Raw genomic sequence first — 26,661 nt, forward strand, 5'->3', positions numbered from 1 at the left:
TCGGCGCGCATTGCGTCAGTCAGGGCACGACGGCAAGCGTCGGCCCGGATACGTTCAGATGGGGCGTCGAGCCCCTTTGGCAGTTTGAAAAACATCGCAAGATTCCTTCGAGAGCCGAAAACTGGGTTCGGCGGGAATCGGTGCGATCAGAGTCTTTAGAGAGTCAGGAGAATCGTCGTACCGAAACCGCCGTCGGGCGTACAAGGCCCCAAGAGGGGCGCTGGATGTGCATGGTCATCATGAATTACCCCTCCATCGGTTCGGGTTGACAATGAGCGGCGTATACCCGACTTCGCAGAAAATGGCCACCCGCCAGTCCAGGAATTTCCGAAACCGCGAAATCCCTGTGGCCGATCTGCCACTTATTAGAAGGATGCGGAAATGAACGACCGTCTCCGCATCGCGCTCTACCAGCCTGACATCGCCGGCAATACCGGAACAATCCTGCGCTTTGCCGCGTGCCTCGGTCTCGGCGTCGACATCATCGAACCGGCCGGCTTCCCGCTCTCCGACAGGACGCTGAAACGGGCCGGAATGGACTACCTCGAAATGGCGGCGCTGACCCGGCATGTTGACTGGCACGCCTTCGAGCAATGGCGCAGCGGCGGCGCGCGGCGTCTGGTGCTGCTGTCGACCAAGGCCGCGACCGCCTACACCGACTTTGCCTTTGCCAATGGCGATGTCCTTTTGTTCGGCCGCGAGTCCGCAGGCGTGCCGGATCCGGTCCACCAAGCGGCGGATGCGCGACTGGTGATCCCGATGCAGCCGGGCGCGCGCAGCATCAATGTCGCGCTTTCCGTCGCCATGGTCGCGGGCGAAGCGATCCGGCAGCTGCGATAGAATCTCCAGTCCGGCGGCAACGCCGCCCCTGTCGCTGACCTCAGCTGCTTGAGTCATTCTCACCCAGGCGCACATCGCCTTCTCCTGATTTGCCTTGTCTGGATCTCTTCGCTACAAGCTCAACTTAACTTGAGGTCAAGCGGAAAGTGCGAGATGGCTCCGGTAACGGAATTGACGGTCGGCCAGGTGGCGATGCGCAGCGGCGTCGCGGTGTCGGCGCTGCATTTCTACGAGGCGCGCGGGCTGATCCGCAGCCACCGCACGTCAGGCAACCAGCGGCGCTACGGCCGCGACGTGCTGCGGCGGGTGGCGATCATCCGGGTCGCCCAGGAGGTCGGCATCTCGCTGGCCGAGATCGCGGCCGCCCTTCAGTCCCTGCCCGAGGGCCGCACGCCGACGCGCGAGGATTGGAATCTGCTTTCAACGGCCTGGCGCGACAGCCTCGATCAAAAGATCAGTCAGCTGAAGAAGCTGCGCGACGGGCTCACAGACTGTATCGGCTGCGGCTGCATGTCGATCGACAAATGCCCGCTCAGGAACAAGGGCGACAAGCTGTCGAAGCAGGGCGCGGGCGCGCGGCGCCTGTTGGTGGAGCGCTAGTCCGCCGCCGGCAATCTGCGGATCGTGAATTCGATGACATCCCCCGGCCGTTCGAACCAGCTTTCGATCTCGGTCCAATAGGCCTGTTTGGGAAAACGTTCGAACCACTCCTTGGCCTTGAGGCGCGCATCGGAGCGCGGCAAGACGAAGGTCTCGCGCAGGAAACCGTCGCGCGGCATGCGCTCGCGCTCGGCGCGCGAACGATCGAGCCTTTTCTTCAACCCATCCAGCTTCGGTCTTGCCGGGGTGCGCACGAAACAACTCCTTGCACCTTAATGACACTTGACCCTTGCCCTTAAGAGATTAGGGATCGCGCCCGGAAAAGACGAGTCATTTGTCGGCTGCGACGGGAGACAGCATTTTGGAACGACCTGAAATACCCGTGGGGCTGCCGGACGACATCGAACAGAAGAAGATGAAGGCCAAGCTTTGGTTCGAGACGCTGCGCGAGCGCATCTGCGCCGCCTTCGAGCAGATCGAGCAGGATGTTCAGGGACCGCTCGCCTCATGGTCGCCCGGCCATTTCGAGAAGACGCCGTGGGAGCGCGACGAAGGCAAGGGCGGCGGCGGCACCATGTCGATGATGTATGGCCGCGTCTTCGAGAAGGTCGGCGTCCACACTTCGACCGTCTATGGCGAGTTCTCGCCCGAATTCCGCAAGCAGATGCCGGGCGCCGAGGAAGACCCGCGCTTCTGGGCAAGCGGCATCTCGCTGATCGCCCACCCATGGAACCCCAACGTGCCAGCCGTGCACATGAACACCCGCATGGTCGTCACCTCGCGCCAGTGGTTCGGCGGCGGCGCCGACCTGACGCCGGTGCTCGACCGCCGCCGCGTCCAGGACGACCCCGATACTTTGGCCTTTCACCGCGCCATGCAGTTCGCCTGCGAGAAGAACGCCGGTGTCGCCGATCATGCGAAATTCAAGGCCTGGTGCGACGAATACTTCTTCCTGCCGCACCGCAACGAGCCGCGCGGTACCGGCGGCATCTTTTTCGACTGGCTGCATTCGGACGACGACAAAGGTGGCTGGGACGCCGATTTCAACTTCGTCCAGGATGTCGGGCGTTCTTTCCTCGTCGTCTACGGACATCTGGTTCGGGCCAATTTCAACGAGAACTGGACCGATGGCGACCGCGACGAACAGCTGATCCGGCGCGGCCGATACGTCGAATTCAACCTTCTTCACGATCGCGGCACCATCTTCGGCCTCAAGACGGGCGGCAATGTCGCCTCGATCCTGTCCAGCCTGCCGCCGGAGGTAAGATGGCCGTAAAAAATCGGTGAGCGGGGCGTGAGCCGCAATGACGTCCCATTCGCCGAATTCTGGCAGGGAATGTGGCACCACAGATTTCTTTTTCGTCTAATATCCATTTGAAAAAACTGGGTTATTTGTCGTCTCGGGTCGGGAAGCGCCGGCGGTTCGCCCGCGAAACCGCGACTCGACGCAACCGGACGGCCCAAGACGACGCGGATCATCTTCTCGACAAGGATGTCCGCTTTTCCCAGGAGTACTTTGCAATGCGCAAAATCATTGTGTCGGCCGCCGCGGCCGCCCTTCTCGCCTCCGGCTCGGTTGCCTTTGCCGCCGTCAAGCACACCACCGGGACGGTCAAGGCCTTTGACGCAACGGCCATGAGCCTGGTTCTCGAGGATGGATCATCTTTTACGCTTCCCAAGACCTTCAAGGATCCTGGCCTGAAGGCCGGCGAAAAGGTCCGCGTTTCCTGGGACATGAGCGGCAAGAACAAAGTTGCCGAGGCAGTCAAGATCGTGAAGTGATGGCCCGCTCGTCGGAACAAGACCAGCTTTTGTCTGGTCTTGCTCCGGGGTAGCGTAAGAGGGCGGAGCAGCGATGCTCCGCCTTTTTGTTCCTGGCCGGCAACCAAAACCAGGCATTTGTGTTATGGTTGCTCCCCCGAGCGTGTCCTGAACCGAAGGTCGGCCCAGCAAGATCGGAACCGGTTTCGGAAGGATCATGCAACGATCAAAGTGCTGGAGCGCCCGTGTCTCAGCTGCCGCCCGCTCCAGGGAGGAAAAAGGAGAATCCCATGAAGGAATTCCACTGCGGCTCGCTCGTCCCCGGTTGTGACTGGCATACGCGGGCCGACGAGGAGGCCGAGATCATGCGCCGTGCCGTTGAGCACATGCGCGAGACCCACGGCGAGACGGTGATCCGCGAGACGATGGTCGAAGCGATCCGCTCGCGCATCGAGAAAGCCCGCGACGCGGCCTGATCTCAGCTGATCTCAGCTGGCTTTCAAGGCTTCCGCGGCGCGCTCGAGCAGCGCGCCGCGATCAAGCGCAAAACCGGACTCGATCCACTCCCTTTCCAGGTTTCTCAGGATGGCGCCGAGCTTCGGCCCCGGCGCAGCGCCAAGCTCGGTCAGATCGATTCCCTTGACCGGGAAGTCGGGCCTTTGCCACTTCAGCGCGAAACCAAGCAGGCGCGAAAGGCCGCCGGCATCGAGCAGCGCTGCATTGTCCTCGACCGCCCGCGCCCGCGCCGAGGCCAGCGCAAGCCGCAGCCGGTCGACAAAGCCCTGGCGATCGCCACGATAGAGCTTTTTCGCCAGATCGCCTTCGGTTGTCTTGGGTTCGACAGCGGCCGTCAGCGCCCAGTGGCGCAGGCGATCCGCCTCGCCGGTCGAGAATTTCAGCCTCTCGGCAAGCGTTTTCATCCGCGCCGCATCCGGTGGCACCATCGCTTCCAGCCTGAGCAGCGGGTCCGACGTCCAACCCAGCTCCTTTTCGGTCCTGGTCAGTCCGTGGATGGCGTCGATGCCCCATTTCTCGCTCTCCGGCAGGACGCTGGTGAGAACGCCGGCCTGGCGCATCCAAAGAAGCGCCCGTGACGGATCGGGCGCCGACAGAAGCTTCTTCAACTCGGACCAGACGCGCTCGGCCGAAAGCTGGCCGAGCCCCTCCTTGAGCCGCGCGCAGGCCTTCAGCCCCTCGGCGTCGGGTCGGCCATCACCATACCAGGCGAAGAACCGGAAGAAGCGCAGGATGCGCAAATAGTCCTCGCGGATGCGCCCCTCCGCATCGCCGATGAAACGCAGCCGGCGCGCTTCGATGTCGGCGATGCCGCCGACCAGGTCGACCACGGTGCCGTCGGCTTCGGCGTAAAGCGCGTTGATGGTGAAGTCGCGCCGCTCGGCATCAAGTTTCCAGTCGCGCCCGAACGACACCTTTGCCCGCCGCCCGTCGGTTTCGATGTCGGCGCGCAGCGTGGTGACCTCATAGGCCTTGCCGCCGGCGATCGCGGTGATGGTGCCGTGCTCGATGCCGGTCGGCACCGTCTTGAACCCCGCCGCCCCAGCGCGCCGGATGGTTTCCTCAGGCACGCAAGTCGTGGCGATGTCGATGTCGGCGACGGGCTGGCCGATCAGCGCGTTGCGCACCGCGCCGCCGGCAATGCGCGCCTCTTCGCCGCCGCCCGAAAGCGCGGCGAGCAGTCGCTGCAGCTGCTTTTCGCCGAGCCAGTCGGCCCTGCCCGCAAGCGACACCGGAGCACTCACGCATAGAGCCTTTCATAAAGCGTGCGGATGATGCCGGCGGTGACGCCCCAGATACGCCGGTCGCCATAGGGCATGTCGTAGAAGAACCATTCGAGATCATTCCACATGCGGCTGTCCCGCTTGTGATTGGCCGGGTCCATCAGGAAGCGCAGTGGCACCTCGAAGGCGGCATCGACCTCCTCGGAATTCAGCGTCAGCTGGAAACCCGGCCGCACGATGCCCAGGACCGGCGCGATGCGGTAGCCGCTGCCCGCGACATAGTCGGGCATGCGGCCGATGATCTCGATGCGATCCTCGCCAAGCCCGATCTCCTCGAAGGTTTCGCGCAGCGCAGCCGCCTCCGGGCTGGGATCGGTTGCATCGATCGTGCCGCCGGGGAATGCCACCTGCCCTGAATGGCTGCGCAGCTTCTCGGCCCGTTTTGTCAGCAAGACCGTCGCATCGCCTCGATGATCGACCACCGGAATCAACACCGCGGCGTCGCGCAGCGGCTTGGCTTGCGTCAGGCGCGGATGGCCGGGATTGAAGCGATGATCGCCAAAATCGTCGCTGGCATGCGCATCCGGCTGCGCGGCGAAGCGCGCGCGAAAATCAGCGGTGGAAAACGGCGCCGGCGTCACCTGGTCCATCACGCGCTCAGCCGCTTCAATTTTTCCGCCGGCATGATCGGATAGACCGCGCCCTTCGAGCGGACGGCAAACATCGTCCTGCCGCCGATGCCGATTTCCTCGCCATGTTCGACCAGCTCGTACATCACCGGCCGCGCCACCAGCGCTTCCAGCCGCCCGCGCACCAGAACGTAAGGCTTCAGGCCGCCGGTGGCGTTCTCGTCGACGAAGCGCAGCGGATGGCCGGGCCCGGCCTCGACGACGTCGCCGACATTGGTGCGGAAGGTGATGACCTGGTCGTCGCCGGCGCCGGAAACGTCCATCTCGACGGCCACGAAGGGCGCGTCGGCGACACGGATACCCACCCTTTCCGCCGGCGTCACCAGATAGGTCTTACCGTCTGCATCCTTGCGCAGAACCGTGGAAAAGAGCTGCACCAGCGGCATGCGCCCGATCGGCGTGCCCAGATAGAACCAGGTGCCGTCGGCCTTGATCTCCATGTCGAGATCGCCGCAGAAGTCAGGATTCCAGCGCTCCACCGGCGCCGGCCCCTTGCCGGCGCGCGTCGCCCGCGAGATCAGCGCCTCCAGTCCGCGCGCTTCCCTGGCGGCCGTCAGACTCTCTTCAGCATGTTCGGAGCGTTCCGTCATGGTCACGAAATAGTCACTGTTGTTCCGCTTGTCAGCCTAAGTCTGTGATTTAAATTCAAACGCAGGCGCCATGCGAGGCCGAATCGCGGCATTCTGCGGCACAGACAAGTGCAAGCCGGTATTTCCAACACAAGGATCGATGCGGCCATGAGCGTGATGATCAAGGAAAGCCCGATCAGCGAAAAAGACATGATCGCCGAGGCGGAGAAGGCATTGGCCGACATCTCCAGGATCCGCGACGGCGTCGGCAGGGTCATCTTCGGCCAGGAAGCGGTCGTCGAACGAACACTGGTGGCGCTCCTGGCCGGCGGCCACGCGCTGCTGGTCGGCGTGCCAGGCCTCGCCAAGACCAAGCTGGTCGAGACGCTGGGCGTCGTGCTCGGTCTCGATTCCCGCCGCATCCAGTTCACACCCGACCTGATGCCGTCGGACATTCTCGGTTCCGAGGTGATGGAACAGGACGAATTCGGCAAGCGTTCGTTCCGCTTCATTTCGGGGCCGATCTTCGCGCAATTGCTGATGGCCGATGAGATCAACCGCGCCTCGCCGCGCACCCAGTCGGCGCTGCTGCAGGCGATGCAGGAATACCACGTCACCATTGCCGGCGCCCGCCACGATTTGCCGGCGCCCTTCCACGTGCTGGCGACGCAGAACCCGCTGGAACAGGAAGGCACCTATCCCCTGCCCGAGGCCCAGCTTGACCGCTTCCTGATGCAGGTCGACATCCTCTATCCGGAAATCGAGGCGGAACGCCGCATCCTCTTGGAAACCACCGGCGTCGAGGATGCCAAGGCCGCGAACGTGCTGCAGCCGGCGCGGCTGAAGGAGATCCAGACGCTGATCCGCCGCATGCCGGTGCCGGAAAGCGTCGTCGAGGCGATCCTCAAGCTGGTGCGCTCGGCCCGTCCGGGCCAGGGCCATGCCGAAACCGACAAGCTCGTCGCCTGGGGTCCGGGCCCGCGCGCCAGTCAGGCGCTGACACTGTGCGCCCGCGCTCGCGCGTTGTATGATGGACGGCTGGCACCGTCGGTCGACGACATCCGTGCGCTGGCCGAGCCGGTGCTGCAGCACCGCATGGCGCTGACCTTCGCCGCTCGCGCCGAAGGCACCTCGGTGCGCGACGTGGTGGCGAAACTGGCAAAAGGTATCTGATGGCGCGCATAGGCGAGGTCCAGGCACCGGTAGCGACGCGCGACGCGCTCGCCCGTGGCCGGTTGCGGGCCTCGCTGGTGCCGGACCTCCTGGTCGAGGCGCGCCGCATCGTCAACACCGTGATCGCCGGCTGGCATGGCCGCCGCAAGCGCGGCATTGGCGAGAATTTCTGGCAGTTCCGCCCCTATGTCGAGGGCGATTCCTCGCGCATCGACTGGCGCCGATCGGCCCGCGACGACCACACCTATGTACGCGACCGCGAATGGGAGGCCGCCCATACGGTATGGCTTTGGGCCGACCCCTCGCCTTCCATGCTCTACAAATCCGCAGGCGCCAGCGTTTCGAAAGAATCGCGCGCGCTGGTGCTGACGCTAGCCATGGCCGAGCTCCTGTCGCGCAGCGGCGAACGCATAGCCTGGCCGGGCCTCACCGATCCGTTCACCGCCCGCGACGGCGCCGAGCGAATCGCGAGCCAACTCACCCATGCCGGCGCGCTGCCGGCAAAGCCTGATCTCTCCGGCATTCGCCGCTTCTGCGACATTGTCGTCGTCAGCGATTTCCTCGATCCGGTCGAGGACACCATGGCCTGGCTCGACGTGCTCGCCCGTCACGGCGTGCGCGCCCATCTGATCGAGGTCGCCGACCCGGCCGAGGAGAATTTTCCCTATGCCGGCCGCACCGAATTCACCGATCCCGAGACCGGCGACAAGCTGACCGCCGGCCGCGCCGAGATGCTGGGCGACGACTATCGCCTGCTTTACACCGCCCGCCGCCAGGAACTGGCCGGCTGGTGCAAGCGGCTCGGCTGGAGCTTCACCGTCAACCACACCGATCGCCTGGCTTCCGAGGCGCTGGTGCGCATCCACATGGCGATGACCGCTGAAAGCAGTTATGCCGGAAAGATCAGCGCATGAGCTGGCTGCCGCTTTCCTTCGGGGCGCCGATGGTGTTGTGGGGCCTGCTGGCGCTGCCGGTGATCTGGTGGCTGTTGCGGCTCACCCCGCCCAAGCCGCAGACGGAAGTGTTTCCGCCGCTGAAGATACTGGCCCGCGTGCTGAAACGCGAGGAGACCCCGCATCAAAGCCCGTGGTGGCTGACGCTGCTGAGGCTGCTGATGGCCGCCCTTGTCGTCACAGCCCTTGCCGAACCCGTCTTCAATCCGCGCGAGAAGCTGCCTGCCGAGGGCTCGGCCCTTGCATTGGTCATCGACAATGACTGGGCAAGTGCGGCCGACTGGGGCAAGCGCGTCGCCACCGCGCAGCGCCTGATCGCCGACGCCAGTTCGAATGGCGTGCCTGTCGTCATCGCCTTCACCGCCGAAAAGCCCAACGCCGAGATCGGACCCTTCGATGCTGCCACCGCGCTCGACCGGCTGCGCGCGGCCAAGCCGCGGCCGATCCCGACCGATCGACCGGCCATCTATGCACGCGTCGCGGCGGCCCTGGAGCGCCTGCCGGGCGCCAGTGTCGCCGTGCTCGCGGATGGACTGGCGGCGCAAGGCGACGAAGCCGCCTTCAACACGCTGCTGTCGAAAAACGCGGCGCGCCTCGTCTGGGCAACGTCCGACAGGCTGTCGCTGACCGGCCTCACGGTCGCCGATAACCAGGTCGACGGCTTTGCGCTCACCGCCATCCGCGCACCGAACGATCCGGCGCCGGCTCAAGTCACCGCCGGTGCCTTCGACGACAAGGGCCGTCGCATCGCCGACGCGACGCTGACCTTCTCGCCGGGCGAGTCCACCGCTACCGGGACGATGGCGGTGCCATTCGAGCTGCGCAACGACTTCGCCTCGATCGCGCTCGACGGCGAGCACCAGGCCGGCGCCGTGCGGGTGCTGGACGAAAGCTCCAAGCGCCGCCGTGTCGGGCTGTTGTCGCAGGCCGAGGCCGACCAGGCGCAGCCGCTTTTGTCGCCGCTCTACTATATCCGCCGTGCGCTGCAGCCTTTCGCCGATCTGGTCGAGCCATCGACCGTCGACCTTGCCGACGCCATCCCGCAGCTTCTCGACCAGAAGCCGGCGATGATCGTCATGGCCGATGTCGGCACCATTCCGGAACAGGTGAAGCAGAGGCTGGTCGATTGGGTCGACAAGGGCGGCACACTGGTGCGCTTTGCCGGGTCGAGGCTCGCCGCCGCCGGCAATGACGACGATCTGCTGCCGGTCAGGCTGCGCACCGGCGAACGCTCGATGGGCGGCGCCTTGTCGTGGACGACGCCGCAGCCGGTCACCGAGTTTCCAAAAGCCGGTCCCTTTGCCGATCTCGCGCCGCCGGCCGAGGTCACCGTCACCAGGCAGGTATTGGCCGAGCCGACACCCGACATCGTCGAGCGCACCTGGGCGACGCTTGCCGACGGCACGCCGCTGGTGACCGGGCTGAAGAAGGGCAAGGGCACGCTCGTCCTGTTCCACGTCACGCCCGAGGCAACCTGGTCCAACCTGCCGATATCGGGCAGCTTCGTCGAGATGCTCAGGCGCATCGTGCAGCTGTCGCGCAACCAGGGCGCGGCGATCGCCAACGCCGAAGCCGCCGCCACTTCGCTGGCGCCCTACCGCATGATTGCCGCCGACGGCGATCTGGTACCGCCAACGCCGGATGCACGACCCCTGGTGCCCGGCGCCGGGCCGCTGCCGGTGACGTTCGAGAACCCGCCCGGCCTTTACGGCTCCGAAACCGGCGTCTTCGCCCATAATTTGCTCGAGGCCGACAGAACGTTCGCGCTGCTGGACCGGCCTCAAGTTTCGTTGCCGGTCACCACCGTCCAGTACGCTTTCGACGAATCGCGCAATCTGAAAGGCGCGCTGGTCGCCGCCGCCCTGGTGCTGATGGTGCTCGACACGCTGGCGGTGTTCTGGATGGGCGGGCTGCTGGCGCGCCGGCCGCGCCGCGCCGCCGCAACGACGGCGGCCGCCGTTCTGATCGCGCTGGGCGCGCTCTTTGGCCATGCCGACCTCGCCCGCGCCGACGACGCGAAACCGGGCGATGCCCAGGCGATCGAGGACATCGCGAAGACCCGCATCGCCTATGTGCTGACCGGCGAGCCAGGCGTCGATTCAATCAGCCGCGCCGGTCTCGAAGGCCTGACCCGCTTCCTGATCGAAAAGACCGCGCTCGAACCCGGAGCGCCGGCCGGCGTCGACATCGCGAAGGACGAACTGTCCTTCTACCCGCTGATCTACTGGCCGATCGACCCTGCCGCGCCGATGCCGAGCCAAGCGGCGATCGCGCGCGTCGATGCCTATATGCAACAGGGCGGCACGGTTCTGTTCGACACCCGCGACCAGTTTGCCAACGGCATCGGCGCCGATTCGACCAGCCCGGCGACGGAGCGGCTGCGCGACATTCTCGGCGATCTCAACGTGCCGCCGCTGGAGCCGGTGCCGTCGGACCATGTGCTGACCAAGTCCTTCTTCATCCTGCCCGAGTTTCCCGGCCGCTTCGCCGGCAGTCCGCTCTGGGTCGAGGCCTCGCTCGACGCCAGCAACACCGAGAACCGCCCCGTGCGCGTCGGCGACGGCGTCTCGCCAATCCTGATCACCGCCAATGATTTTGCCGGCGCCTGGGCCGTCGACGAGAATGGCGACCCGCTTTTGCCGACCGTGCCGGCGGACCCGATGCAGCGCATCTATGCGCTGCGCGCCGGCGTCAACATCATGATGTACATGCTGACAGGCAACTACAAATCCGACCAGGTGCACGTGCCCGTCCTGCTCGAACGGCTGGGGCAGTAAGCCATGAACTGGTCGATCAACTTCGAACCGCTCCTGTCCTGGCCGCTGCTTGCCGCCGTACTGGTGCCGCTGGTGTTGCTGGCGCTGGTCGGCCTGTGGTTTCGCCAGCGCGGCTCGGTCTTCCGCTTCGCCGCTTTGCTCGCGCTCGGCGCCGCTTTGCTCAACCCGGTCTTCCTTGACGAGGAACGCGAGGCCTTGAAAAGCGTCGTCGCCATCGTCGTCGACCGCAGCCAGAGCCAGGATATCGGCGAGCGCACCAAGCAGACCGACGAGGCGCTGGCCGGGCTTCAGCAGCGCCTTGGCCGTTTCAAGCAGTTCGACGTGCGCGTCGTCGAGTCCGGCCGGTCCGAGGCAGCCGAGGAGCGTACCGACACCAGGCTGTTCGGCGCGCTCGAAGGTGCTTTCCGCGACGTGCCGCCGTCGCGCATCGGCGGCGCCATCATGATCACCGACGGCGAGGTGCACGATGCGCCGGCCGGCGCGCCCGACTTCCATGCGCCGCTGCACGCTTTGATCACCGGCAACGAGCACGAGAAGGACCGCCGCATACGCTTCGAGAACGCGCCGCGCTTCGGCCTGGTCGGCAAGCCGCTCGATATGAGCTACCGCGTCATCGCCACCGACAATCAGACCGGCCCGGTCGATGTCCGCGTCTCGGTCAATGGCGAGCAGGTGTCGGTCGAGCACGCCACCATCGGCCAGGCGATGCCGCTGCAGGTGACGATCCCGACCGCCGGCCGCAACATCGTCGAGCTCGCCGTCGACCCCGTGCCGGGCGAGCTGACCGACGCCAACAACCGCGCCATCGCACTGATCGACGGCATCCGCGAGAATTTGCGCGTGCTGCTGGTTTCCGGCGAGCCGCATGCCGGCGAACGCACCTGGCGCAACCTCTTGAAGTCGGACGCGTCGGTCGATCTCGTCCATTTCACCATTCTGCGTCCGCCGGAAAAGCAGGACGGCACGCCAATCAACGAATTGTCGCTGATTGCCTTTCCGACGCGCGAACTGTTCGTCGAGAGGATCAAGGATTTCGACCTCATCATCTTCGACCGCTACCAGCACCGCGACGTGCTGCCGATCCTCTATTACGACTACATCTCCGAATATGTCGAAAAGGGTGGCGCGCTGCTGATCGCCGCGGGGCCTGAATATGCCGGCGAAAGCTCGATCGCCCGCACGCCGCTGATGTCGGCGCTGCCGGCGATGCCGACCGGAGAAGTCGTCGACAAGGCCTTCTACCCGCGCCTGACCGAGCTCGGCCAGCGTCATCCGGTGACGCGCGGGCTGGACGGCTCGGCCACCGATCCGCCGCACTGGAGCCGCTGGTTCCGCACCATCGGCGTCGAGAACCCCGAGGGCGAAGTGGTGATGAAGGGCGCCGACAACCGGCCGCTGCTTCTGCTCGACCGCAAGGGCGAAGGCCGTGTCGGCATGCTTCTGTCCGACCAGGGCTGGCTGTGGGCGCGCGGCTTCGAGGGCGGCGGCCCGCATGTCCAGCTCTATCGCCGCATCGCCCATTGGCTGATGAAAGAGCCCGAACTCGAAGAGGAGCGCCTGACCGCCGACGGGCGCGGCATGACGCTGGAAATACGCCGCCAGACGATGAGCGACGACCCCGGCCCGGCGCAGGTGATCACGCCGTCGGGCAAAGCGCTGATCGTCAGGCTCGAAAAATCTGAGCCCGGCATTTTCCTCGGCACCGTCCAGACCAGCGAGATCGGCCTCTACCAGGTCGGCAATGGCGACCTCACCGCGCTTGCCCATGTCGGCCCGATCAACGCGCCGGAGTTCACCGACGTCATCTCCACCGAGGACCGGCTGAAGGCGCCGGCGGAGGCAACCGGCGGCAGCGTGCGCCGGCTGGCGCCTTCGTCCACGCTCGGCACCCTTGCCGGCGGCGTGGCGCTGCCTTCGATCGTCCCGGTCCGCTCCACCGGTGCGGCCTCCGGCAACGACTGGATTGGGCTCCGCACCACCGACGACAGCGTGCTGAAGGCCGTCTCGCGCGTTCCGCTCTTCGGCGGCTTCCTCGGCCTCGGCCTGCTGCTTCTGGCGATGGGCTCGATGTGGTACCGCGAGGGGCGGTAACGCTCTTCACTCTTCCGGTTCGGTCGTGAACAGCAGCGGGTAGCCCTTGGCCTTGCCGGCGTCCGTCGCCCGCGTCGCCTTGGTCTCAGCGACGTCCCTGGTGAAGACGGCGACGACGCAGACGCCGCGCCGGTGCGCGGTGATCATTACCCGTTGCGCCTGGTCTTCGCTCAATTTGAACTCGCCCTTGAGCACGGTCACCACGAACTCGCGCGGGGTGAAATCGTCGTTGATGAGGATGACCTTGTAGAGCTTCGGCCGTTCGGTCTTCGGCTGCGTCTTGGTGCGCGGTGTGGTGGTGGTTTCAGGCATTGGAAACCCGGCAACTGCAAGCGAGAAATTCGCCTTCACTTTGTCACGGGCGAAAGCGGTCGTCCATTTTCGATCGGCCAAACAGCAGCGCGATCTCTAACAAATCTATGTGGGTCACTGCCGCAGGCCGTTCAACGGCCATGCCGGCCGAACATGCGCCGCGGCGGGATCTGCCGCACCGTCCCTACAGATGGCGATTCTGGACGGGAACGCGTATCGGGTGCATCGACCCGGCGCTCCATCCAGGCCGCGACTGGCCAGGCGATGAAGCAGATCAGCACCGTGCCGGTCAGCACGATGAGCAGCCAGGTCTGCCCGGGCGTGATGTAGTCCCAGTCGGTGGATATTTTCGGCGCGAACAGCGACGGCTCGGTCCGTCCGCTGGCGGGGTCCGGCACCGGGCTGGCTGAGAGCAGGATCAACACCTTGGCCACTCCGCTGACCACCAGGCCGCCGATGACCATTGAGCGCAAAATGGACGAAAGCCGCTTCATGCGGATTGTCCTACAGGGCCGGCATTGCGATCGGGTTAAAGGATCGCCAGCCGTTGAACCAGTTTTGGCATGCCGGGGTTGGACGTCACCGGTATTCCGGCTCGATCCAGGCCGCTCCAGCCGAATTCCGGCTGGAGCGGCCTTGTCAGGAGAGCTGGCTACTGCCAGGCCGGGATCAGGACTTCTTGGCTGCCTTCGGCGCCTTCTTGACCGGGCACTTGTGCGTCTTGGTCACTTTGCAGGCCTTGACGGTCTTCTTGGCAGTGACCTTCTTCGGAGCAGCCTTGGCAGGCGCAGCCGCCGGCGCGGTGGTCGAAGCAGCGGGAGCAGCGGTCGTGGTCGCAGCTGCGTTGCCAAGAGCCGGCATCGAGAAGGCGAGAGCAACAGCGAGACCGAGGGCGGAGAGGAGGGACTTGTTCATGGCTTCATTTCCTTTTTATGCGGGTCGGGGTTTGAGCGTCACTGAACCGGGTCGTTCGGTGTCACTCCAAGCAGCTTCAAAGCGTTTGCGAGCATCCGGATTCCCTGTGCCTGCTTCTTGTTGGCGCAGAACCGGGTTCCCTTTCTTTGCAGTGCTTTCGCCGCGGTGACCTGCGTTGCCGCGGCATGGGTTTCGAGGGCTTCGTCAACCTGACGGTTGAGGTCGCTGCAGCGCTCGGCCCGGGTGATCGGCGCCACCTTTGCATCGGAGGCTCCGACCGCGGCCGTGACGAGCGAAATGCCGAGCAACGCACCCATCAAGCTGATCGTGAACCTATGCATTGGTCTTGTCCGTTACTCCGGAGACTTGCGTCGCAGCCGATGACCTGACCGCCACGACACCGTTATGCCCTTGAATTTTTTCGTGAGTTTTTCCGGACTATAGAAATTTGTTTCTGGATTGTTTCTGCCGCATCTGCCTTGGGCTGTGCTATCGCCACTGGCCAACATATGGCCCGAATTCTATCGTGTGGGAGATGATCGAATGACCGCTTGGCCACCAGCAATGACAGGGTTCCCGTGAAATCCGACGCACACATACTGATCGTCGACGACGACAAGGGCATACGCGACCTGCTTCAGGAGTTTTTGCAGAAGCGGGGCCTGCACACGACCGTTGCCGCCGACGGCGTCGAGATGGAGGCCATCCTGCGCCGCATGCAGGTCGATCTCATCGTTCTCGACGTGATGCTGCCCGGCAAGAGCGGGCTGGAGCTTTGCCGCGAACTGCGCGCCAACCACACAACGCCGATCATCATGCTGACGGCCGTCACCGAGACGACCGACCGCGTGGTCGGCCTCGAGATGGGCGCCGACGACTATGTGCCGAAACCCTTCGATCCGCACGAGCTCCTGGCCCGCATCCGCGCCGTGCTGAGGCGCAACGGCGCCGCCGAGCCGCGCCGCCCGACAACCAAGCAGATCTACCACTTCGCCGGCTGGACGATGGATTGCTCGCGCCGCCGCCTGACGGCGCCCGGCGATGTCAGGGTCGAGCTGACGATGGCGGAATTCAACCTCCTGCAGACCTTCGTCAAAAGCGCGCAACGCGTGCTCACCCGCGACCAGCTCATCGAGCTCTCGGGCGGCGATACCGGCTACAGTTTCGACCGCAGCGTCGACATCCTGGTCAGCCGGCTGCGGCGCAAGATGGAAGACGATCCCAAGACGCCGAAACTGATCCTGACCGTGCGCAGCGGCGGCTATCAGTTCCTGCCCGAAACGACCTCCGAATGAGACGCTTCCTGCCGCAGACCCTGCCCGTGTGGGTGCTGCTCATCGTCATTGCCGGCCTGCTGATCAGCCAGATCGCAACACTCTACATCGTCGCGCGTGACCGCGACGCCGCCAACGACGTGGTCGATCTCTACCGCCTCAACGACCGCGCCTTCTCGCTGGTGCAACTGATGCACGATGCGACGCCCGAAGAACGCAAGGCGACCGCGTCGGGACTGTTCAACGCCACCTACGCGCTGACCGTTTCGGACACGCCGGCCGTCACCTCCTCGATCGCCGGCGACGACGAACTCGCCGAACTGGAGGACATCCTCGTCGGGCGCCTGACCAAATTCGGCATCACCGACGCGCGCGTGCGGCGCGATCCGGCAACGCGCGAGTCGGATGCTCCCGGCGGCGCGATCATGAACAAGGATGTCGGCCAGGTGGAGCGCGACCTTCTGGTGCTGGCGGCGGATTTCGCCCAGAGCGACAAGCTGACAGCCTCGCTGCGCTTCGCCGACGGGCAGTGGCTGAATTTCACCGAGCCGATCACGCCGGTGGGCCCGATATTGAGCTTCGACAGCCTGCCGCTCTATGTCCTAATCGCCGGGCTGGTGGTGATGATGTCGATCTGGTCGTTGCGCCGGCTGACCGCGCCCTACCGGATGATGGAAACCGCCGTGAAGCGCATCGGCCACGATTTGAAGAGCCCGCCGATCGCCGAGTCGGGCAGCCGCGAGATCCGCGCCGCCGCCAAGGCGGTCAACGCCATGCAGCTCAGGCTGCGCGACTATGTCGAGGATCGCGAGCACCTGGCGGCGGCGCTCGCGCATGACCTGCGCACGCCGCTGACGCGGATGCGGCTGCGCCTGGAACTGCTGCGCAAATCGCCGGCCCGCGCGGCATTGGCGCATGACCTCGCCGACATCGAGAGCATTGCCAGCTCGGTCATCGACTTCGCCAAGTTCGAGGTGACGGAGGAGAAGGCCGAACGCATCGATTTCTGGTCGCTGGTGGAGGCGGTCGCCGACGGCTTCGAGGAGGTCTCGTTCGACCACGACGGTACACGGCCGCGCGGCCTGATCTGCATGGCCCGGCCGGTAGCACTGAAGCGCTGCGTCACCAACCTCGTCCAGAATGCCGTGACCTACGGCAAGAAGGCGCATCTCAGCCTTGAGCGGTCGCAGGACACAATCACGCTCGCCATCCGCGACGAGGGACCCGGCATCCCGCAGGCACAACTCGACACGGTGTTCGGCTCCTTCGTTCGCATCGAGCAATCGCGCAACCGCCAGACCGGCGGCCTCGGTCTTGGCCTGACCATTGCCCGCAACATCGCGCGTGCCGCCGGCGGCGAGATCAGCCTCTCCAACGATCCCGGCGGCGGCCTGCTGACGGAACTGCGCCTGCCGCTGGCAGCATGAGTCAGTAGGAGGCGGCCTGATCGGCACCGAGGCTGGATCAGTCCCGCGATCCTTGTGATATTGCCGCCCAATCCGGCACCACAGCGCCGCGCGCCCTCTTGGACGCGCAAAGGACGCTGTAGAACTTGATTTGAGGAAACCGTCCATGTTCTATGCGATCCTGGCCTACCACGTCGAACAGACCGTCCAGTCCTGGACGCCTGACGAGGATGCGGCCCTAATGGACGACCTGCTCGAGGTCAACGCCAGGCTGACCCGCGAGGGAAAACTCGGGCCGGCGGCAAGGCTGGGTGCAACCGCGGCGGCCGTCACGTTGCGCGGCCCAAGCGAGGGCATGGTGATCGACGGTCCCTTTGCCGAGACCAAGGAGCAGTTGCTGGGGCTCTATGTCCTCGACTGCGCGAGCCAGGAAGAGGCGATCGCAGTCGCGCGCGACCTCAAGCGCGTCAATCCCAGCGCCGTCTACGAGATCCGCCCGATCATGCTTTATCTCCCCGGCGCGCCACTTCCCGCTGGTCAGGATTAGGCCACCATCGCGGCATCCGGCAGTTCCGCGTCTGCAATCGTCAGGAACCGTGTCAGCAGCGCGGCACATTTTTGCGCATGGGTCGCAATGAGGGAGTGGCCGGCGTCTTCGACAACCGCGCTATGCACATGCGGCAAGGCGTGTTGCAGCATGTCGGTCATTGCCGCCATGGCCGGATTGGCGAACCCGCCTCTGACGAGAAGCACCGGGATATCGAGGGCACTGTAGTCGCGGAGAGAAGCCTCGAAACTGAAAACCGTCAGCCAGTCGATCACATTTGTCGGGGCAGTCTGCCGGCAGTGGGTCCGCACGATTTCGGGAAGCGCTGCAAAGGTGCCTTGACCGCCCCAGAAGTCGATGATGATGCCGGCCGCGTCGGCGTCGCCGGCCGCGACCGCCGCGCTGAACTCCCGGCTAAGCCTCAGAACGTCCTGGTAGAGGCCTTGCCTCGGCTCGCTGTTGAGGAGCGCGATGGGATTTGCCTCGAAAAGCGACAGGCTCGCCACGTCGATGGAATTTGCCAGGGCCGCGGCAAGGGCAACAGCACCGCCAAAGGAATGGCCGACCAGATGCACGGGTCCTCCGGCACGACGTGCCGCCTGCTCGATGATCCGGAGCTGGTGCCGCATGCCGAAATCATTGCGCGAGCGGGTCTCCGCGGTCGCGCCATATCCGCAAAGGCTGATGCCGATCATCCGGTAGTCAGGCGATAGCCATCTCTGTATCGGCCGCCAGGCCGCATATGTGCTGAAGGATCCCGGAATGAACAGCACGGTCGGTCCCGAGCCTTCTTCCGCATAGTCTATCGCATAGTCCATGGACGACATGCGTCCCTCCCTGTGCTGCGCCGCTCACGCGGCAAGTTCTGCGCCGAGCCGCAGGATTTCCGCGACCAGCAAATCGAGATCCTCGTACCGGGTGCGGTGATTGGCGATCGCCACCCGCAGGCAATGCTGGTCGTGCACGGTGGTGTCCGAAAGGGCCGCGATGCCTTCTTCCTGGAGTCGCAGCATGATCTCGGTGTTGAACGCCTTCAGGCGCTCACCCGACAGCCCATTGGCGCGGTGGCGAATGCAGACGATGTTGATGCTCACCGGCGCCATCAGCTCCAGCGCCGGCTCGGCCTCGATCAGGCTGGCCAGATACTTGGTTTGAGCGATGTTCTGGTCGATCAGGCGGCCGAATTTTTCAATGCCGTGCTCCTTTAGCGCCATCCACACCTTGAGCGCGCGGAAGCCGCGCGATGTCTGCAGCCCGTAGTCATGCAGCCATTTTCCGGACGCGATGCCGCGCGACGTCGATTCCAGATACTCCGGTATGACAGCAAAGGCGCCGCGATGCGCCTCGGCATCGCGGACCAGCGCGCAGCCCGCCTCGAATGGCGCGTGCAGCCATTTGTGCGGGTCGAGCGCAAGCGAATGGGCTCGTTCGATGCCGGCGACGAGCGCTGCATTCTCCGGCGCGATCGCAATCAGCGCGCCGATGCAGCCGTCGACGTGGAACCAGAGATCCTCTTCCGCCGCCAGCCTCGCAAGCGCCTCGAGATCGTCGATCGCGCCGGTGTTGACGGTGCCGGCGTTGCCGATGACGCAGGCCGGCTTGAGGCCCGCCTTTCGGTCTTCCGCGATCACCGCCCGCAAGGCGGCGATATCGATGCGCATTGCGGCATCGCTTGGGATGCGGCGAAGCGCACGGTTGCCGAGGCCGAGCACCTCCATCGCCTTGCGGTGGCAGAAGTGGGTCTGGTCCGAGCCATAGAAGCGCAAGGGCTGCGCGATGGCACCGACGCCATGCTCGCGCACGTCGATGCCAGCCTTGGTGTTGCGCGCCACGGTGAGCCCGATGATGTTGGCCATCGAGCCGCCGCTGACCAGCGTGCCGCTGGCCGAAGCGGGAAAGCCCACGATCTGCTTGAACCAGTCGACCACCTGGCTGTCCATAAGGCCGGCGGCATGGTTGCCGCCGCCCAGATTGGAACCTTGGATCGCCGCCAGGAAATCGCCGAGCGCGCCGGTGAAATTGCTGGAGCCCATGTACCAGGACCAGAAGCGCGGATGGATGTTGCCCATCGGGTAGGCCATGACGTTGCGCGCGACATCGCCGTAAATCTCGGCGATCGGCGCAGGCGAGCGCGGCAAGGGCGCGTCAAAGAACGCCCTCACCTCGCCCGGCATCTCCCGCCACACCGGGCGGTCGCGAACGTCGCGCAGATAGCCGACGGCATCATCGACGATCCGGTGCGACAGGGCCTGCATATCGGCCCAGTCCAGGGGATCGAGCGTTTCCTCCGCTGTCGCGCTCGAGGTTTGCGGCATCGCGTCCATAGTGGTGTCCCCCGCGATCTGCTGTCAGGCGTCGAACTGGCAGCCGGGCGTCGAACGCGAAAGCGTGATCTCTTCCGCATCCATCTCCGCCTCGATGCCGTCGAACAGCGGCGTCGTCATGTAGCGTTCGCCGGTGTCGGGGAGCATGCACAGGATCACCGAGCCGGCCGGCGATGTCCCGGCGATCTGGCGTGCCACGGCGAAGGTGGAGCCGCCGGAGATGCCGGTGAAGATCCCCTCCTGCTGCGCCAGCGCCTTGGCCCATTTGATGCCTTCGGGCCCGGCGATCGGCATCACTTCGTCATAGTAGCGCTTGTCGATCGCTTCCTGCAGCACGTTGGGAATGAAATCCGGGGTCCAGCCCTGGATCGGATGCGGCTCGAAGGCCGGGTGGCTGGCGGCCGGTGCGCCGTTTTTACCGCGCTCCTGCGGCTTGCCACTGCCGACAAGTTGCGCGTTGGCCGGTTCGGTGAGCACGATCCGGGTCTCCGGCCGCTCCCGGCGCAGCACGCGCGCCACGCCGGCGACGGTGCCGCCGGTGCCATAGCCGGTGACGAAGCAGTCGAGCCTGGAGCCTGCGAAATCATTGACGATCTCGCGCGCCGTGGTCGCTTCGTGGATGGCCGCATTGGCCTCGGTCTCGAACTGCCGCGCCAGGAACCAGCCATTGGCTTCGGCGAGTTCCACCGCTTTCTTGTACATGCCGAAACCCTTCTGGGCGCGCGGCGTCAACACCACCTTGGCGCCAAGCATGCGCATCAGCTTGCGGCGCTCGACGGAAAAGCTGTCGGCCATCGTCACCACCAGCGGATAGCCCTTCTGCGCGCAGACCATGGCAAGCCCGATGCCGGTGTTGCCGCTGGTCGCCTCGACGACGGTCTGCCCAGGCCGCAACGCACCGCTGCGTTCGGCCGCCTCGATGATGTTGAGCGCCAGCCGATCCTTGACCGAGGCCGCTGGATTGAAGAACTCGGCCTTCACATAGATCGTCGCATGCGCCGGGCCGAGATTGTTGATCCGGATCACCGGCGTATCGCCGACCGTGTCGAGAATGCTGTCGAACAGGCGGCCGCGGCCGGCCGTGGTCCTGATCTTTGACTGATGCAACATGTCCGCTCTCCTCAAGCTGTCGTCACGAGCCGGTTACAGGCCGGCGGTTTGGGCGGCGCGGTTTCGAGACCTTGCCGCGTTACGGTTCCCGACTTGCCGTCAATACGGCAATGGCGGCGTCCGGCGCCTAGAATTCGCTGCCGGATGCGCCTTGTCGGGTTCGGTGATAAAATAGGGACCGGTTGGCCAGCGTGGTAGCAAGCGTGGTATTGCCCGTGGAATCCACTCAAAAGATCCAAAGTGGCGAGGTTGCCGGCCCTTCCGTGCGCCTGCTCGGGCCGCTGACTGTTCTTCGCGGCGGGATTCCCGTGGCATTGCCGGCATCGCGCAAGCTGCGTGCGTTGCTGGCCTATCTCACGCTCACGCCGCATGCCGTCGGGCGCAGTCGCCTGTGCGAGCTTCTGTGGGATGTGCCGAACGACCCGCGGGGCGAGCTTCGCTGGTGCCTCAGCAAGCTGCGCGGCGTTCTAGACGAACCGGGATTCAGCAGGATCGAAACGCAGGGCGACACGGTCGGACTGCGCCTGGACGGCGTCTCGGTCGATGCCGTCGAGATCGCGGCTGCCGCGGCGGCGGGAATAGGAACACTTGGCCCGGAGCGACTGCAGGCGCTGTCCGACCTGTTCGCCGGCGATTTCCTCGATGGGCTGGAGCTGGACCGCTGTCCGCATTTCGACAGCTGGCTGGTTGCGCAACGCCGCCGGTTCACCTCCTGCCACATCGCCATCCTGGAACATCTGGTCAACACCCTGCCGGCTGGCTCCGACGCCTCTCCCTATCTCGACAAATGGCTGGAACTCGCGCCCTTCGACGTGCGCGCGCATGTGGCCCTGCTGGAGAACCTGGCCAGGCGGGGCCAGATCGGCCAGTGCGAGGAACACCTTGTTGTCGCCGCCCAGCTGTTTCAATCGGAAGAGCTGGAATTTGCACCCGTGCGCGAGGCATGGCGGGCGATCAAGGACCGGCAGTCGGGTGCGGCGCCAGGCGCGCAGCCGGCGATTGCCTTCGCGCCCCAGGTTCCGATTGCGCTTGCCGAACCGGATGCGGCCGCATCGCGCCGGGCCTCGCTTGCAGTCATGCCGTTTGTCGAGCACGCCGGCACCGACGGCATTCGCGGCGGGCTGGCCGACGGCATGACCCACGACATCATCACCCGCCTCGCCAAGCTCAGGGATTTCTTCGTCATCGCGCGTGGGTCGATGTTCGCGCTGGCCGAGAAAAACATCGCGCCGGAGGATGCAGGGCGCCGGCTGAACGTCGACTACGTGGCCACCGGAACCGTCCGCAGCCTGGCGGGCCGCATCATCGTCTCGGTCGAACTCATCGAGGTGCGCACGGCAAGGATCGTCTGGGCCGAGACCTTCGAGCGCAAGCCGGACGACATCTTCATCGTGTTGGACGATATCGGCAACAGCATCGTCTCCTCGATCGCAGCCGAGATCGCCACGGTCGAGCGCAACCGCGCCATGCTGAAGGCACCCAACTCGCTCAATGCCTGGGAGGCCTATCACCGCGGCCTCTGGCACATGTACCGCTTCACCCGCACGGAGAACGAACTGGCCCAGCAGTTCTTCGGCATGGCCCTGAAGCAGGATCCGACCTTCGCCCGCGCCTACGCCGGCCTCTCCTTCACCCATTGGCAGAACGCCTTCCAGCGCTGGGGCGATCGCGACCAGGAAACCGCGCTTGCCTTCGAAAGCGCCGGCCAGAGCCTGCTGGTCGACGACCACAACCCCGCCGCCCACTGGGCCATGGGCCGCGCGCTGTGGCTGCGCGGGGAACAGGACGGGTCCTTGCTCGAGCTGGAAAGAGCCGTCGACCTCAGCCCGAACTTTGCGCTCGGCCATTATGCGCTGTCCTTCGTGCAATCCCAGTCGGGCGACCCGAAATCCGCGATCGGCTCATCCGACCATTCGCGCCATCTCAGCCCCTTCGACCCGCTGCTGTTCGGCATGATGGGGTCGCGGGCCATGGCGCTGGCTCGGCTCGGCCAGTTCGACGAGGCGGCCGAATGGGCCCTGAAAGCGGCCGCGCGGCCCAACGCCCACACCATCATCCTGTCGATCGCAGCGCATTGCCTGGCGCTGGCGGGCCGGCAGGATGAGGCACGAAGCTTCGCCGCCGCCATCCGCAAGACGCTGCCGGACTACCGCGCCGACGATTTCATCGCCACCTTCCGTTTCGATTCCGAAGGAGAGGCCCTATTCCGTAATGGCGCCAGGCTCATCGGATTGAATTGAACTTCCGGGGCTGATGAACGGTCAGCTTCGCTAATGGACGAGCGGTCCGTCCGCCTTCTTCCAGGCGGCGATGCCGCCGTGGATGTGGCGGGCGCTGGCGATCCCGGCGTCCTGAGCGGCCTGAACCGCCATCGCCGAGCGTTCGCCGAAGGCGCAGTAAAACAAAAGCCGTTTGCCGGTCGACCTGGCGAGTTCGTGCAGCATGCCGCCGGCGGCGATGTTTTCCTGCAGCCGGGGATAGGGCAGATGGATGGCGCCGGGGATGACACCATGCCGTTCGCGCTCCGCATTCTCGCGCAGATCGATCAGCGCGACGTCGGGCCTGCCGACCAGCGCCAGCGCGACCTCGGCGGTGACCGACCAGCCCCGCCCGGCAATATCGTCCTGATGCAGTCCGACCTTCATGTTGGCCGGCACGGCGACGTCCATCATCTTCGGATTGGAGAGCTTCAGATTGTTCATGATCTCTACATACTCATCCATCGACTTCACCTGCAGGCGCGGGTTGAACGCCTTTTCCTCGCCGATGGTCGAGACGGTCTCGCCCTTGTAGTCATGCGCCGGATAGATCAGCGTTTCGTCGGGCAGCTTGAGCAGGCGGCCGAAGATCGATTCATATTGCTGGCGCGGATCGCCATTCTGAAAGTCGGTGCGGCCGGTGCCGCGAATGAGCAGCGTATCGCCGGTGAACACCCGGTCCGGCAGGATGAAGCTGTAGGAATCGTCGGTGTGGCCAGGCGTGTAGATCACGTCGAGCGCCAGCCCCTCTATGGCGAGCTTGTCGCCGTCGGCAAGCCGCATCGAAACCACATCGGCCTTGGTCTGCTCGCCCATCACGGTCACGCAATACGTCCTGTCGCGCAGCGCGCCGAGGCCGGTGATGTGGTCGGCATGCAGATGCGTGTCCACCGCCTTGACCAGCCTGAGGTCGAGTTCGCTCACGAGCTGGAGATAGCGGTCGACCTTCTCCAGCACCGGATCGATGATCAGCGCCTCGCCGCCCTTGCGGCTGGCGAGCAGGTAGGAATAGGTGCCCGAAACGGAATCGAAGAGCTGTCGGAAGATCATCCCTTGCACCCTACCCGTCCGCGGCACAACCGGCCGCGCGAATAGTGTAACACTAGGGCGCGGTTCCGGCACCTGCCAGCCGTACCAAGGTGCGGCCCTTGCCTCGCGGCCGCAACTTCGGCCACTTATTGAACCGCAGGCGCCTACCGCCGCAGCACGGCGCTCAGCACGTCCCTGACACCGATGGCGCCGACAAAACGCGACTGGTCGTCGAACAACGCCACGGGTGCGGTCTGCGAACGGTGCATGGCCAGCATCACCGTCTTCAGCGAGGTGCCAGGCGTGGCCCAGAACACTTGCGCCGTCTCCTCCGGCTGGGCTTCGATGTCGGTGCAGGACACCCACACCGCCGGCTTGCCGTCGCGCTCGGCCGCCGCCACCAGCCCGTGCTCGTCGATCTTGAATCGCGTCGTCTTGCGCCGGTCGAGCCAGACCCAGCCTTCGGTGCTCTCTTCGAGGTCGCGGCGGTCGCGCATCACGTTCCAGGCGGTCAGCACCGAGAGCGGGTTAACATTGGCGATGAAGTCGCGGACATAGTCGTTGGCCGGACGCAGCACGATGTCTTCCGGCGCGCCGGTCTGCACGATGCGCCCGCCCTCCATGATGGTAATGTGAGTGCCGATCTTGAGCGCCTCCTCGAGATCGTGGCTGACGAAGATGATGGTCTTCTTCAGCTCGGCCTGGAGCTGCAGCAACTCGTCCTGCAGTTTGGTCCGGATCAGCGGATCGAGCGCCGAAAACGGCTCGTCCATCAACAGGATCGGCGCCTCGGTGGCAAAGGCGCGCGCCAGACCGACGCGCTGCTGCATGCCGCCGGAAAGCTCGTGGGCGTATTTCTTCGACCACTGGTCGAGATTGACCAGCTTGAGCTGGCGATGCACACGTTCCTTGCGCTCGGCGTCGGGCATGCCGGCTAGCTCAAGGCCGAGGCCGACGTTCTCCTCCACCGTGCGCCACGGCAGCAGGCCGAACTGCTGGAACACCATCGCCACCTGCTTCTGCCGCAGCCTTCTCAACGTCACCTCATCGCAGGTAACGACGTCGACCGTGCCGTCACCGTCCTTGACCAGAACCTGGCCGCGCGAAACGACGTTCAGCCGGTTGACGGCCCTGAGCAACGTCGACTTGCCTGAACCGGACAGACCCATGAGGACCGAAATCTCGCCCTCATGCACGGTCAGGCTGGCGCCGGCGCAACCCAGCACATTGCCGGTCTTTTCAAGGATTTCGGCGCGGGTGGCGCCGCTGTCGATGAGCGCCAGCGAACCGGCCTGGTCGGCGCCGAAGACGATATCGACGTTCTTGAAATCAACGGCGACGGTCATTTCTTGCCTCCAACGCCAATACGGGTCATTCGGTCGAGCACGATGGCAAGCACGACGATTGCCAGACCGGCTTCAAGCCCCAAGTCGATCCTGCGCGAGCCGAGCGCCCGGTTGATCTCGGTGCCGAGGCCGCCGGCGCCGATGAGGGCCGCGAACACCACCATCGACAGCGACAGCATGATCGACTGTGTCAGGCCGGCCATGATGGTGGGCAGAGCCGAGGGCAGCTCGACCTTCCATAGGAGTTGTCTTTTGGTGGCGCCGAACGCCTCGCCGGCCTCGACGATCGACTTCGGTACCGAAGTGACACCGAGATGGGTAAGACGAACCGAAGTCGGGATGACGAAGATGATGGTGACGATGAGGCCGGGCGCGTTGCCAAGGCCGAACAGGGTCAGCACCGGGATCAGGTAGACGAAAGTCGGCAGCGTCTGCATCAGATCCAGTACGGGCAGCATGATGCGGTAGACTTTCGGCTTGTGCGCGGCCCAGATGCCGAGCGGCACGCCTATGGTCATCGAGGCGGCGGCGGCGGCAACCACCAGCACCAGCGTCTCCACGGTCTGTTTCCAGAGGTTCTGGTTCAGGATGAACAGCAGCCCGAGGAAGACGGCGACGGCCAGACCCCTGGAGCGCTGCAGGAAATAGGCGAGCACCGCAATCAGCGCGATGAGCAGGACGGGCGGCAACAGCAGAAGTCCGTCGACTACCCCGTCGAGCAGGAAATTGAGGCTGTTGGAAAAAGCCCTGAAGACGGTATCGAAATTGTCTGTAAGAAAGCCGAAGAAGGCCTTCCCCCACGGACCTATGGGGATCTTGTAGGCGACCAGGAATTTCGAAATCGGATCCATCTTGCCCCTCTATGGCTGCGCCATCCTTGCCGGACGGTCATCTTGTCACAGGATATGAAAAAGGGCAGCCTTTTCCACGATGGCTGCCCTGTTCCGG

At 65.0% G+C, this 26,661-nt stretch carries 27 protein-coding genes; 13 read left to right on the forward strand and 14 right to left on the reverse strand.

Annotated features, from left to right (window positions below; all coding sequences use genetic code 11):
• The first annotated feature begins 381 nt into the window (after positions 1-381).
• Together ACFX5Q_RS18615 and soxR are read left to right on the forward strand one after the other, a co-directional pair.
• Complete coding sequence (locus tag ACFX5Q_RS18615; RefSeq protein ID WP_404280424.1) at positions 382-840, forward strand: tRNA (cytidine(34)-2'-O)-methyltransferase; 459 nt, start codon at positions 382-384, stop codon at positions 838-840.
• 153 nt (positions 841-993) lie between these two features.
• Positions 994-1,440, forward strand: coding sequence for a redox-sensitive transcriptional activator SoxR (gene soxR / locus ACFX5Q_RS18620; RefSeq protein WP_006202577.1), 447 nt, complete (start codon positions 994-996; stop codon positions 1,438-1,440).
• Here the strand turns inward: soxR and ACFX5Q_RS18625 are convergent.
• A complete protein-coding gene (locus ACFX5Q_RS18625) occupies positions 1,437-1,694 on the reverse strand; it encodes a hypothetical protein (RefSeq protein WP_120014714.1) in 258 nt (85 codons plus the stop codon). The genes soxR and ACFX5Q_RS18625 overlap by 4 nt on opposite strands.
• A 107-nt stretch (positions 1,695-1,801) precedes the next feature.
• Between ACFX5Q_RS18625 and hemF the strand changes: the two genes are divergently transcribed.
• The 3 genes from hemF to ACFX5Q_RS18640 all read left to right on the forward strand — a co-directional run bounded on the left by hemF (position 1,802) and on the right by ACFX5Q_RS18640 (position 3,677).
• Positions 1,802-2,716 (forward strand): oxygen-dependent coproporphyrinogen oxidase, encoded by a 915-nt coding sequence (hemF, locus tag ACFX5Q_RS18630; protein ID WP_404280427.1) that lies wholly within the window; start codon positions 1,802-1,804, stop codon positions 2,714-2,716.
• 62 nt (positions 2,717-2,778) lie between these two features.
• Positions 2,779-3,222, forward strand: coding sequence for a DUF1344 domain-containing protein (locus tag ACFX5Q_RS18635; protein ID WP_345892492.1), 444 nt, complete (start codon positions 2,779-2,781; stop codon positions 3,220-3,222).
• A 269-nt stretch (positions 3,223-3,491) separates the two neighbouring features.
• Positions 3,492-3,677, forward strand: coding sequence for a DUF1059 domain-containing protein (locus tag ACFX5Q_RS18640; RefSeq protein WP_006202582.1), 186 nt, complete (start codon positions 3,492-3,494; stop codon positions 3,675-3,677).
• Positions 3,678-3,689: 12 nt separating this feature from the next.
• Here ACFX5Q_RS18640 and ACFX5Q_RS18645 read toward each other — a convergent pair whose 3' ends face one another.
• From ACFX5Q_RS18645 to ACFX5Q_RS18655, 3 genes are read right to left on the reverse strand one after another with little or no spacing between them, the layout of a single operon-like run.
• Positions 3,690-4,961 (reverse strand): CCA tRNA nucleotidyltransferase, encoded by a 1,272-nt coding sequence (locus ACFX5Q_RS18645; protein ID WP_404280430.1) that lies wholly within the window; start codon positions 4,959-4,961, stop codon positions 3,690-3,692.
• Positions 4,958-5,590 (reverse strand): CoA pyrophosphatase, encoded by a 633-nt coding sequence (locus tag ACFX5Q_RS18650; protein WP_404280432.1) that lies wholly within the window; start codon positions 5,588-5,590, stop codon positions 4,958-4,960. Before ACFX5Q_RS18650 ends, ACFX5Q_RS18645 begins: the two co-directional genes overlap by 4 nt.
• Positions 5,590-6,219, reverse strand: coding sequence for a DUF1285 domain-containing protein (locus ACFX5Q_RS18655; RefSeq protein WP_404280500.1), 630 nt, complete (start codon positions 6,217-6,219; stop codon positions 5,590-5,592). Before ACFX5Q_RS18655 ends, ACFX5Q_RS18650 begins: the two co-directional genes overlap by 1 nt.
• Positions 6,220-6,366: 147 nt before the next feature.
• Here ACFX5Q_RS18655 and ACFX5Q_RS18660 point away from each other — a divergent pair, with 147 nt between their 5' ends.
• The 4 genes from ACFX5Q_RS18660 to ACFX5Q_RS18675 are packed head-to-tail and all read left to right on the forward strand — an operon-like array spanning position 6,367 to position 13,192.
• Positions 6,367-7,371: a MoxR family ATPase gene (locus ACFX5Q_RS18660; protein ID WP_192183777.1), complete on the forward strand. Its 1,005-nt coding sequence runs from the start codon at positions 6,367-6,369 to the stop codon at positions 7,369-7,371.
• Entirely contained in the window at positions 7,371-8,285 is a 915-nt protein-coding gene (locus ACFX5Q_RS18665; protein ID WP_404280434.1) for a DUF58 domain-containing protein, read from the forward strand. Before ACFX5Q_RS18660 ends, ACFX5Q_RS18665 begins: the two co-directional genes overlap by 1 nt.
• Positions 8,282-11,101 (forward strand): DUF4159 domain-containing protein, encoded by a 2,820-nt coding sequence (locus tag ACFX5Q_RS18670; RefSeq protein WP_404280436.1) that lies wholly within the window; start codon positions 8,282-8,284, stop codon positions 11,099-11,101. Before ACFX5Q_RS18665 ends, ACFX5Q_RS18670 begins: the two co-directional genes overlap by 4 nt.
• Positions 11,102-11,104: 3 nt before the next feature.
• Entirely contained in the window at positions 11,105-13,192 is a 2,088-nt protein-coding gene (locus ACFX5Q_RS18675) for a hypothetical protein (RefSeq protein WP_404280437.1), read from the forward strand.
• Between the two features lie 6 nt (positions 13,193-13,198).
• Here the strand turns inward: ACFX5Q_RS18675 and clpS are convergent, their stop codons facing one another.
• From clpS to ACFX5Q_RS18695, 4 genes are all read right to left on the reverse strand, one after another.
• A complete protein-coding gene (gene clpS / locus ACFX5Q_RS18680; RefSeq protein ID WP_120014723.1) occupies positions 13,199-13,504 on the reverse strand; it encodes an ATP-dependent Clp protease adapter ClpS in 306 nt (101 codons plus the stop codon).
• Positions 13,505-13,635: 131 nt separating this feature from the next.
• Positions 13,636-13,998 carry a hypothetical protein gene (locus ACFX5Q_RS18685; protein WP_404280439.1) on the reverse strand — a complete coding sequence of 121 codons (363 nt, stop codon included), beginning with the start codon at positions 13,996-13,998 and terminating at the stop codon, positions 13,636-13,638.
• A gap of 175 nt (positions 13,999-14,173) precedes the next feature.
• Positions 14,174-14,419 (reverse strand): hypothetical protein, encoded by a 246-nt coding sequence (locus ACFX5Q_RS18690; RefSeq protein ID WP_120014725.1) that lies wholly within the window; start codon positions 14,417-14,419, stop codon positions 14,174-14,176.
• A 38-nt stretch (positions 14,420-14,457) separates the two neighbouring features.
• Positions 14,458-14,760 carry a hypothetical protein gene (locus ACFX5Q_RS18695; RefSeq protein WP_192183772.1) on the reverse strand — a complete coding sequence of 101 codons (303 nt, stop codon included), beginning with the start codon at positions 14,758-14,760 and terminating at the stop codon, positions 14,458-14,460.
• A 237-nt stretch (positions 14,761-14,997) separates the two neighbouring features.
• Between ACFX5Q_RS18695 and ACFX5Q_RS18700 the strand changes: the two genes are divergently transcribed.
• The 3 genes from ACFX5Q_RS18700 (at position 14,998) to ACFX5Q_RS18710 (ending at position 17,646) form a co-directional block, all read left to right on the forward strand.
• Entirely contained in the window at positions 14,998-15,714 is a 717-nt protein-coding gene (locus ACFX5Q_RS18700) for a response regulator (protein ID WP_040582875.1), read from the forward strand.
• The gene (locus ACFX5Q_RS18705) at positions 15,711-17,120 is read left to right on the forward strand and encodes an ATP-binding protein (RefSeq protein ID WP_404280442.1); all 1,410 of its coding nucleotides are present in this window, start codon (positions 15,711-15,713) and stop codon (positions 17,118-17,120) included. The genes ACFX5Q_RS18700 and ACFX5Q_RS18705 overlap by 4 nt, the downstream gene beginning before the upstream one ends.
• A gap of 145 nt (positions 17,121-17,265) precedes the next feature.
• The gene (locus ACFX5Q_RS18710) at positions 17,266-17,646 is read left to right on the forward strand and encodes a YciI family protein (RefSeq protein ID WP_404280444.1); all 381 of its coding nucleotides are present in this window, start codon (positions 17,266-17,268) and stop codon (positions 17,644-17,646) included.
• Here the strand turns inward: ACFX5Q_RS18710 and ACFX5Q_RS18715 are convergent.
• From ACFX5Q_RS18715 to ACFX5Q_RS18725, 3 genes are read right to left on the reverse strand one after another with little or no spacing between them, the layout of a single operon-like run.
• Positions 17,643-18,473, reverse strand: coding sequence for an alpha/beta fold hydrolase (locus tag ACFX5Q_RS18715; protein WP_404280446.1), 831 nt, complete (start codon positions 18,471-18,473; stop codon positions 17,643-17,645). The two genes, ACFX5Q_RS18710 and ACFX5Q_RS18715, sit on opposite strands and share 4 nt — an antisense overlap.
• A gap of 24 nt (positions 18,474-18,497) precedes the next feature.
• Positions 18,498-19,970, reverse strand: coding sequence for a pyridoxal phosphate-dependent decarboxylase family protein (locus tag ACFX5Q_RS18720; protein WP_404280447.1), 1,473 nt, complete (start codon positions 19,968-19,970; stop codon positions 18,498-18,500).
• A 24-nt stretch (positions 19,971-19,994) separates the two neighbouring features.
• Complete coding sequence (locus tag ACFX5Q_RS18725; RefSeq protein ID WP_404280449.1) at positions 19,995-21,080, reverse strand: PLP-dependent cysteine synthase family protein; 1,086 nt, start codon at positions 21,078-21,080, stop codon at positions 19,995-19,997.
• 209 nt (positions 21,081-21,289) lie between these two features.
• Here ACFX5Q_RS18725 and ACFX5Q_RS18730 point away from each other — a divergent pair, with 209 nt between their 5' ends.
• Entirely contained in the window at positions 21,290-23,320 is a 2,031-nt protein-coding gene (locus tag ACFX5Q_RS18730) for a transcriptional regulator (RefSeq protein ID WP_404280501.1), read from the forward strand.
• A 30-nt stretch (positions 23,321-23,350) separates the two neighbouring features.
• Here the strand turns inward: ACFX5Q_RS18730 and ACFX5Q_RS18735 are convergent, their stop codons facing one another.
• The 3 genes from ACFX5Q_RS18735 to choW form a co-directional block, all read right to left on the reverse strand.
• Positions 23,351-24,388 carry an MBL fold metallo-hydrolase gene (locus ACFX5Q_RS18735; RefSeq protein ID WP_404280451.1) on the reverse strand — a complete coding sequence of 346 codons (1,038 nt, stop codon included), beginning with the start codon at positions 24,386-24,388 and terminating at the stop codon, positions 23,351-23,353.
• A gap of 143 nt (positions 24,389-24,531) precedes the next feature.
• On the reverse strand, positions 24,532-25,713 hold the full coding sequence (gene choV, locus ACFX5Q_RS18740; protein ID WP_404280453.1) for a choline ABC transporter ATP-binding protein: 1,182 nt from the start codon (positions 25,711-25,713) through the stop codon (positions 24,532-24,534).
• Positions 25,710-26,564 carry a choline ABC transporter permease subunit gene (gene choW, locus ACFX5Q_RS18745; protein WP_404280455.1) on the reverse strand — a complete coding sequence of 285 codons (855 nt, stop codon included), beginning with the start codon at positions 26,562-26,564 and terminating at the stop codon, positions 25,710-25,712. The genes choV and choW overlap by 4 nt, the downstream gene beginning before the upstream one ends.
• Between the last annotated feature and the right edge of the window lie 97 nt (positions 26,565-26,661).

Source organism: Mesorhizobium sp. IMUNJ 23033 (assembly GCF_044778005.1).
GTDB lineage: Bacteria > Pseudomonadota > Alphaproteobacteria > Rhizobiales > Rhizobiaceae > Mesorhizobium > Mesorhizobium amorphae_A.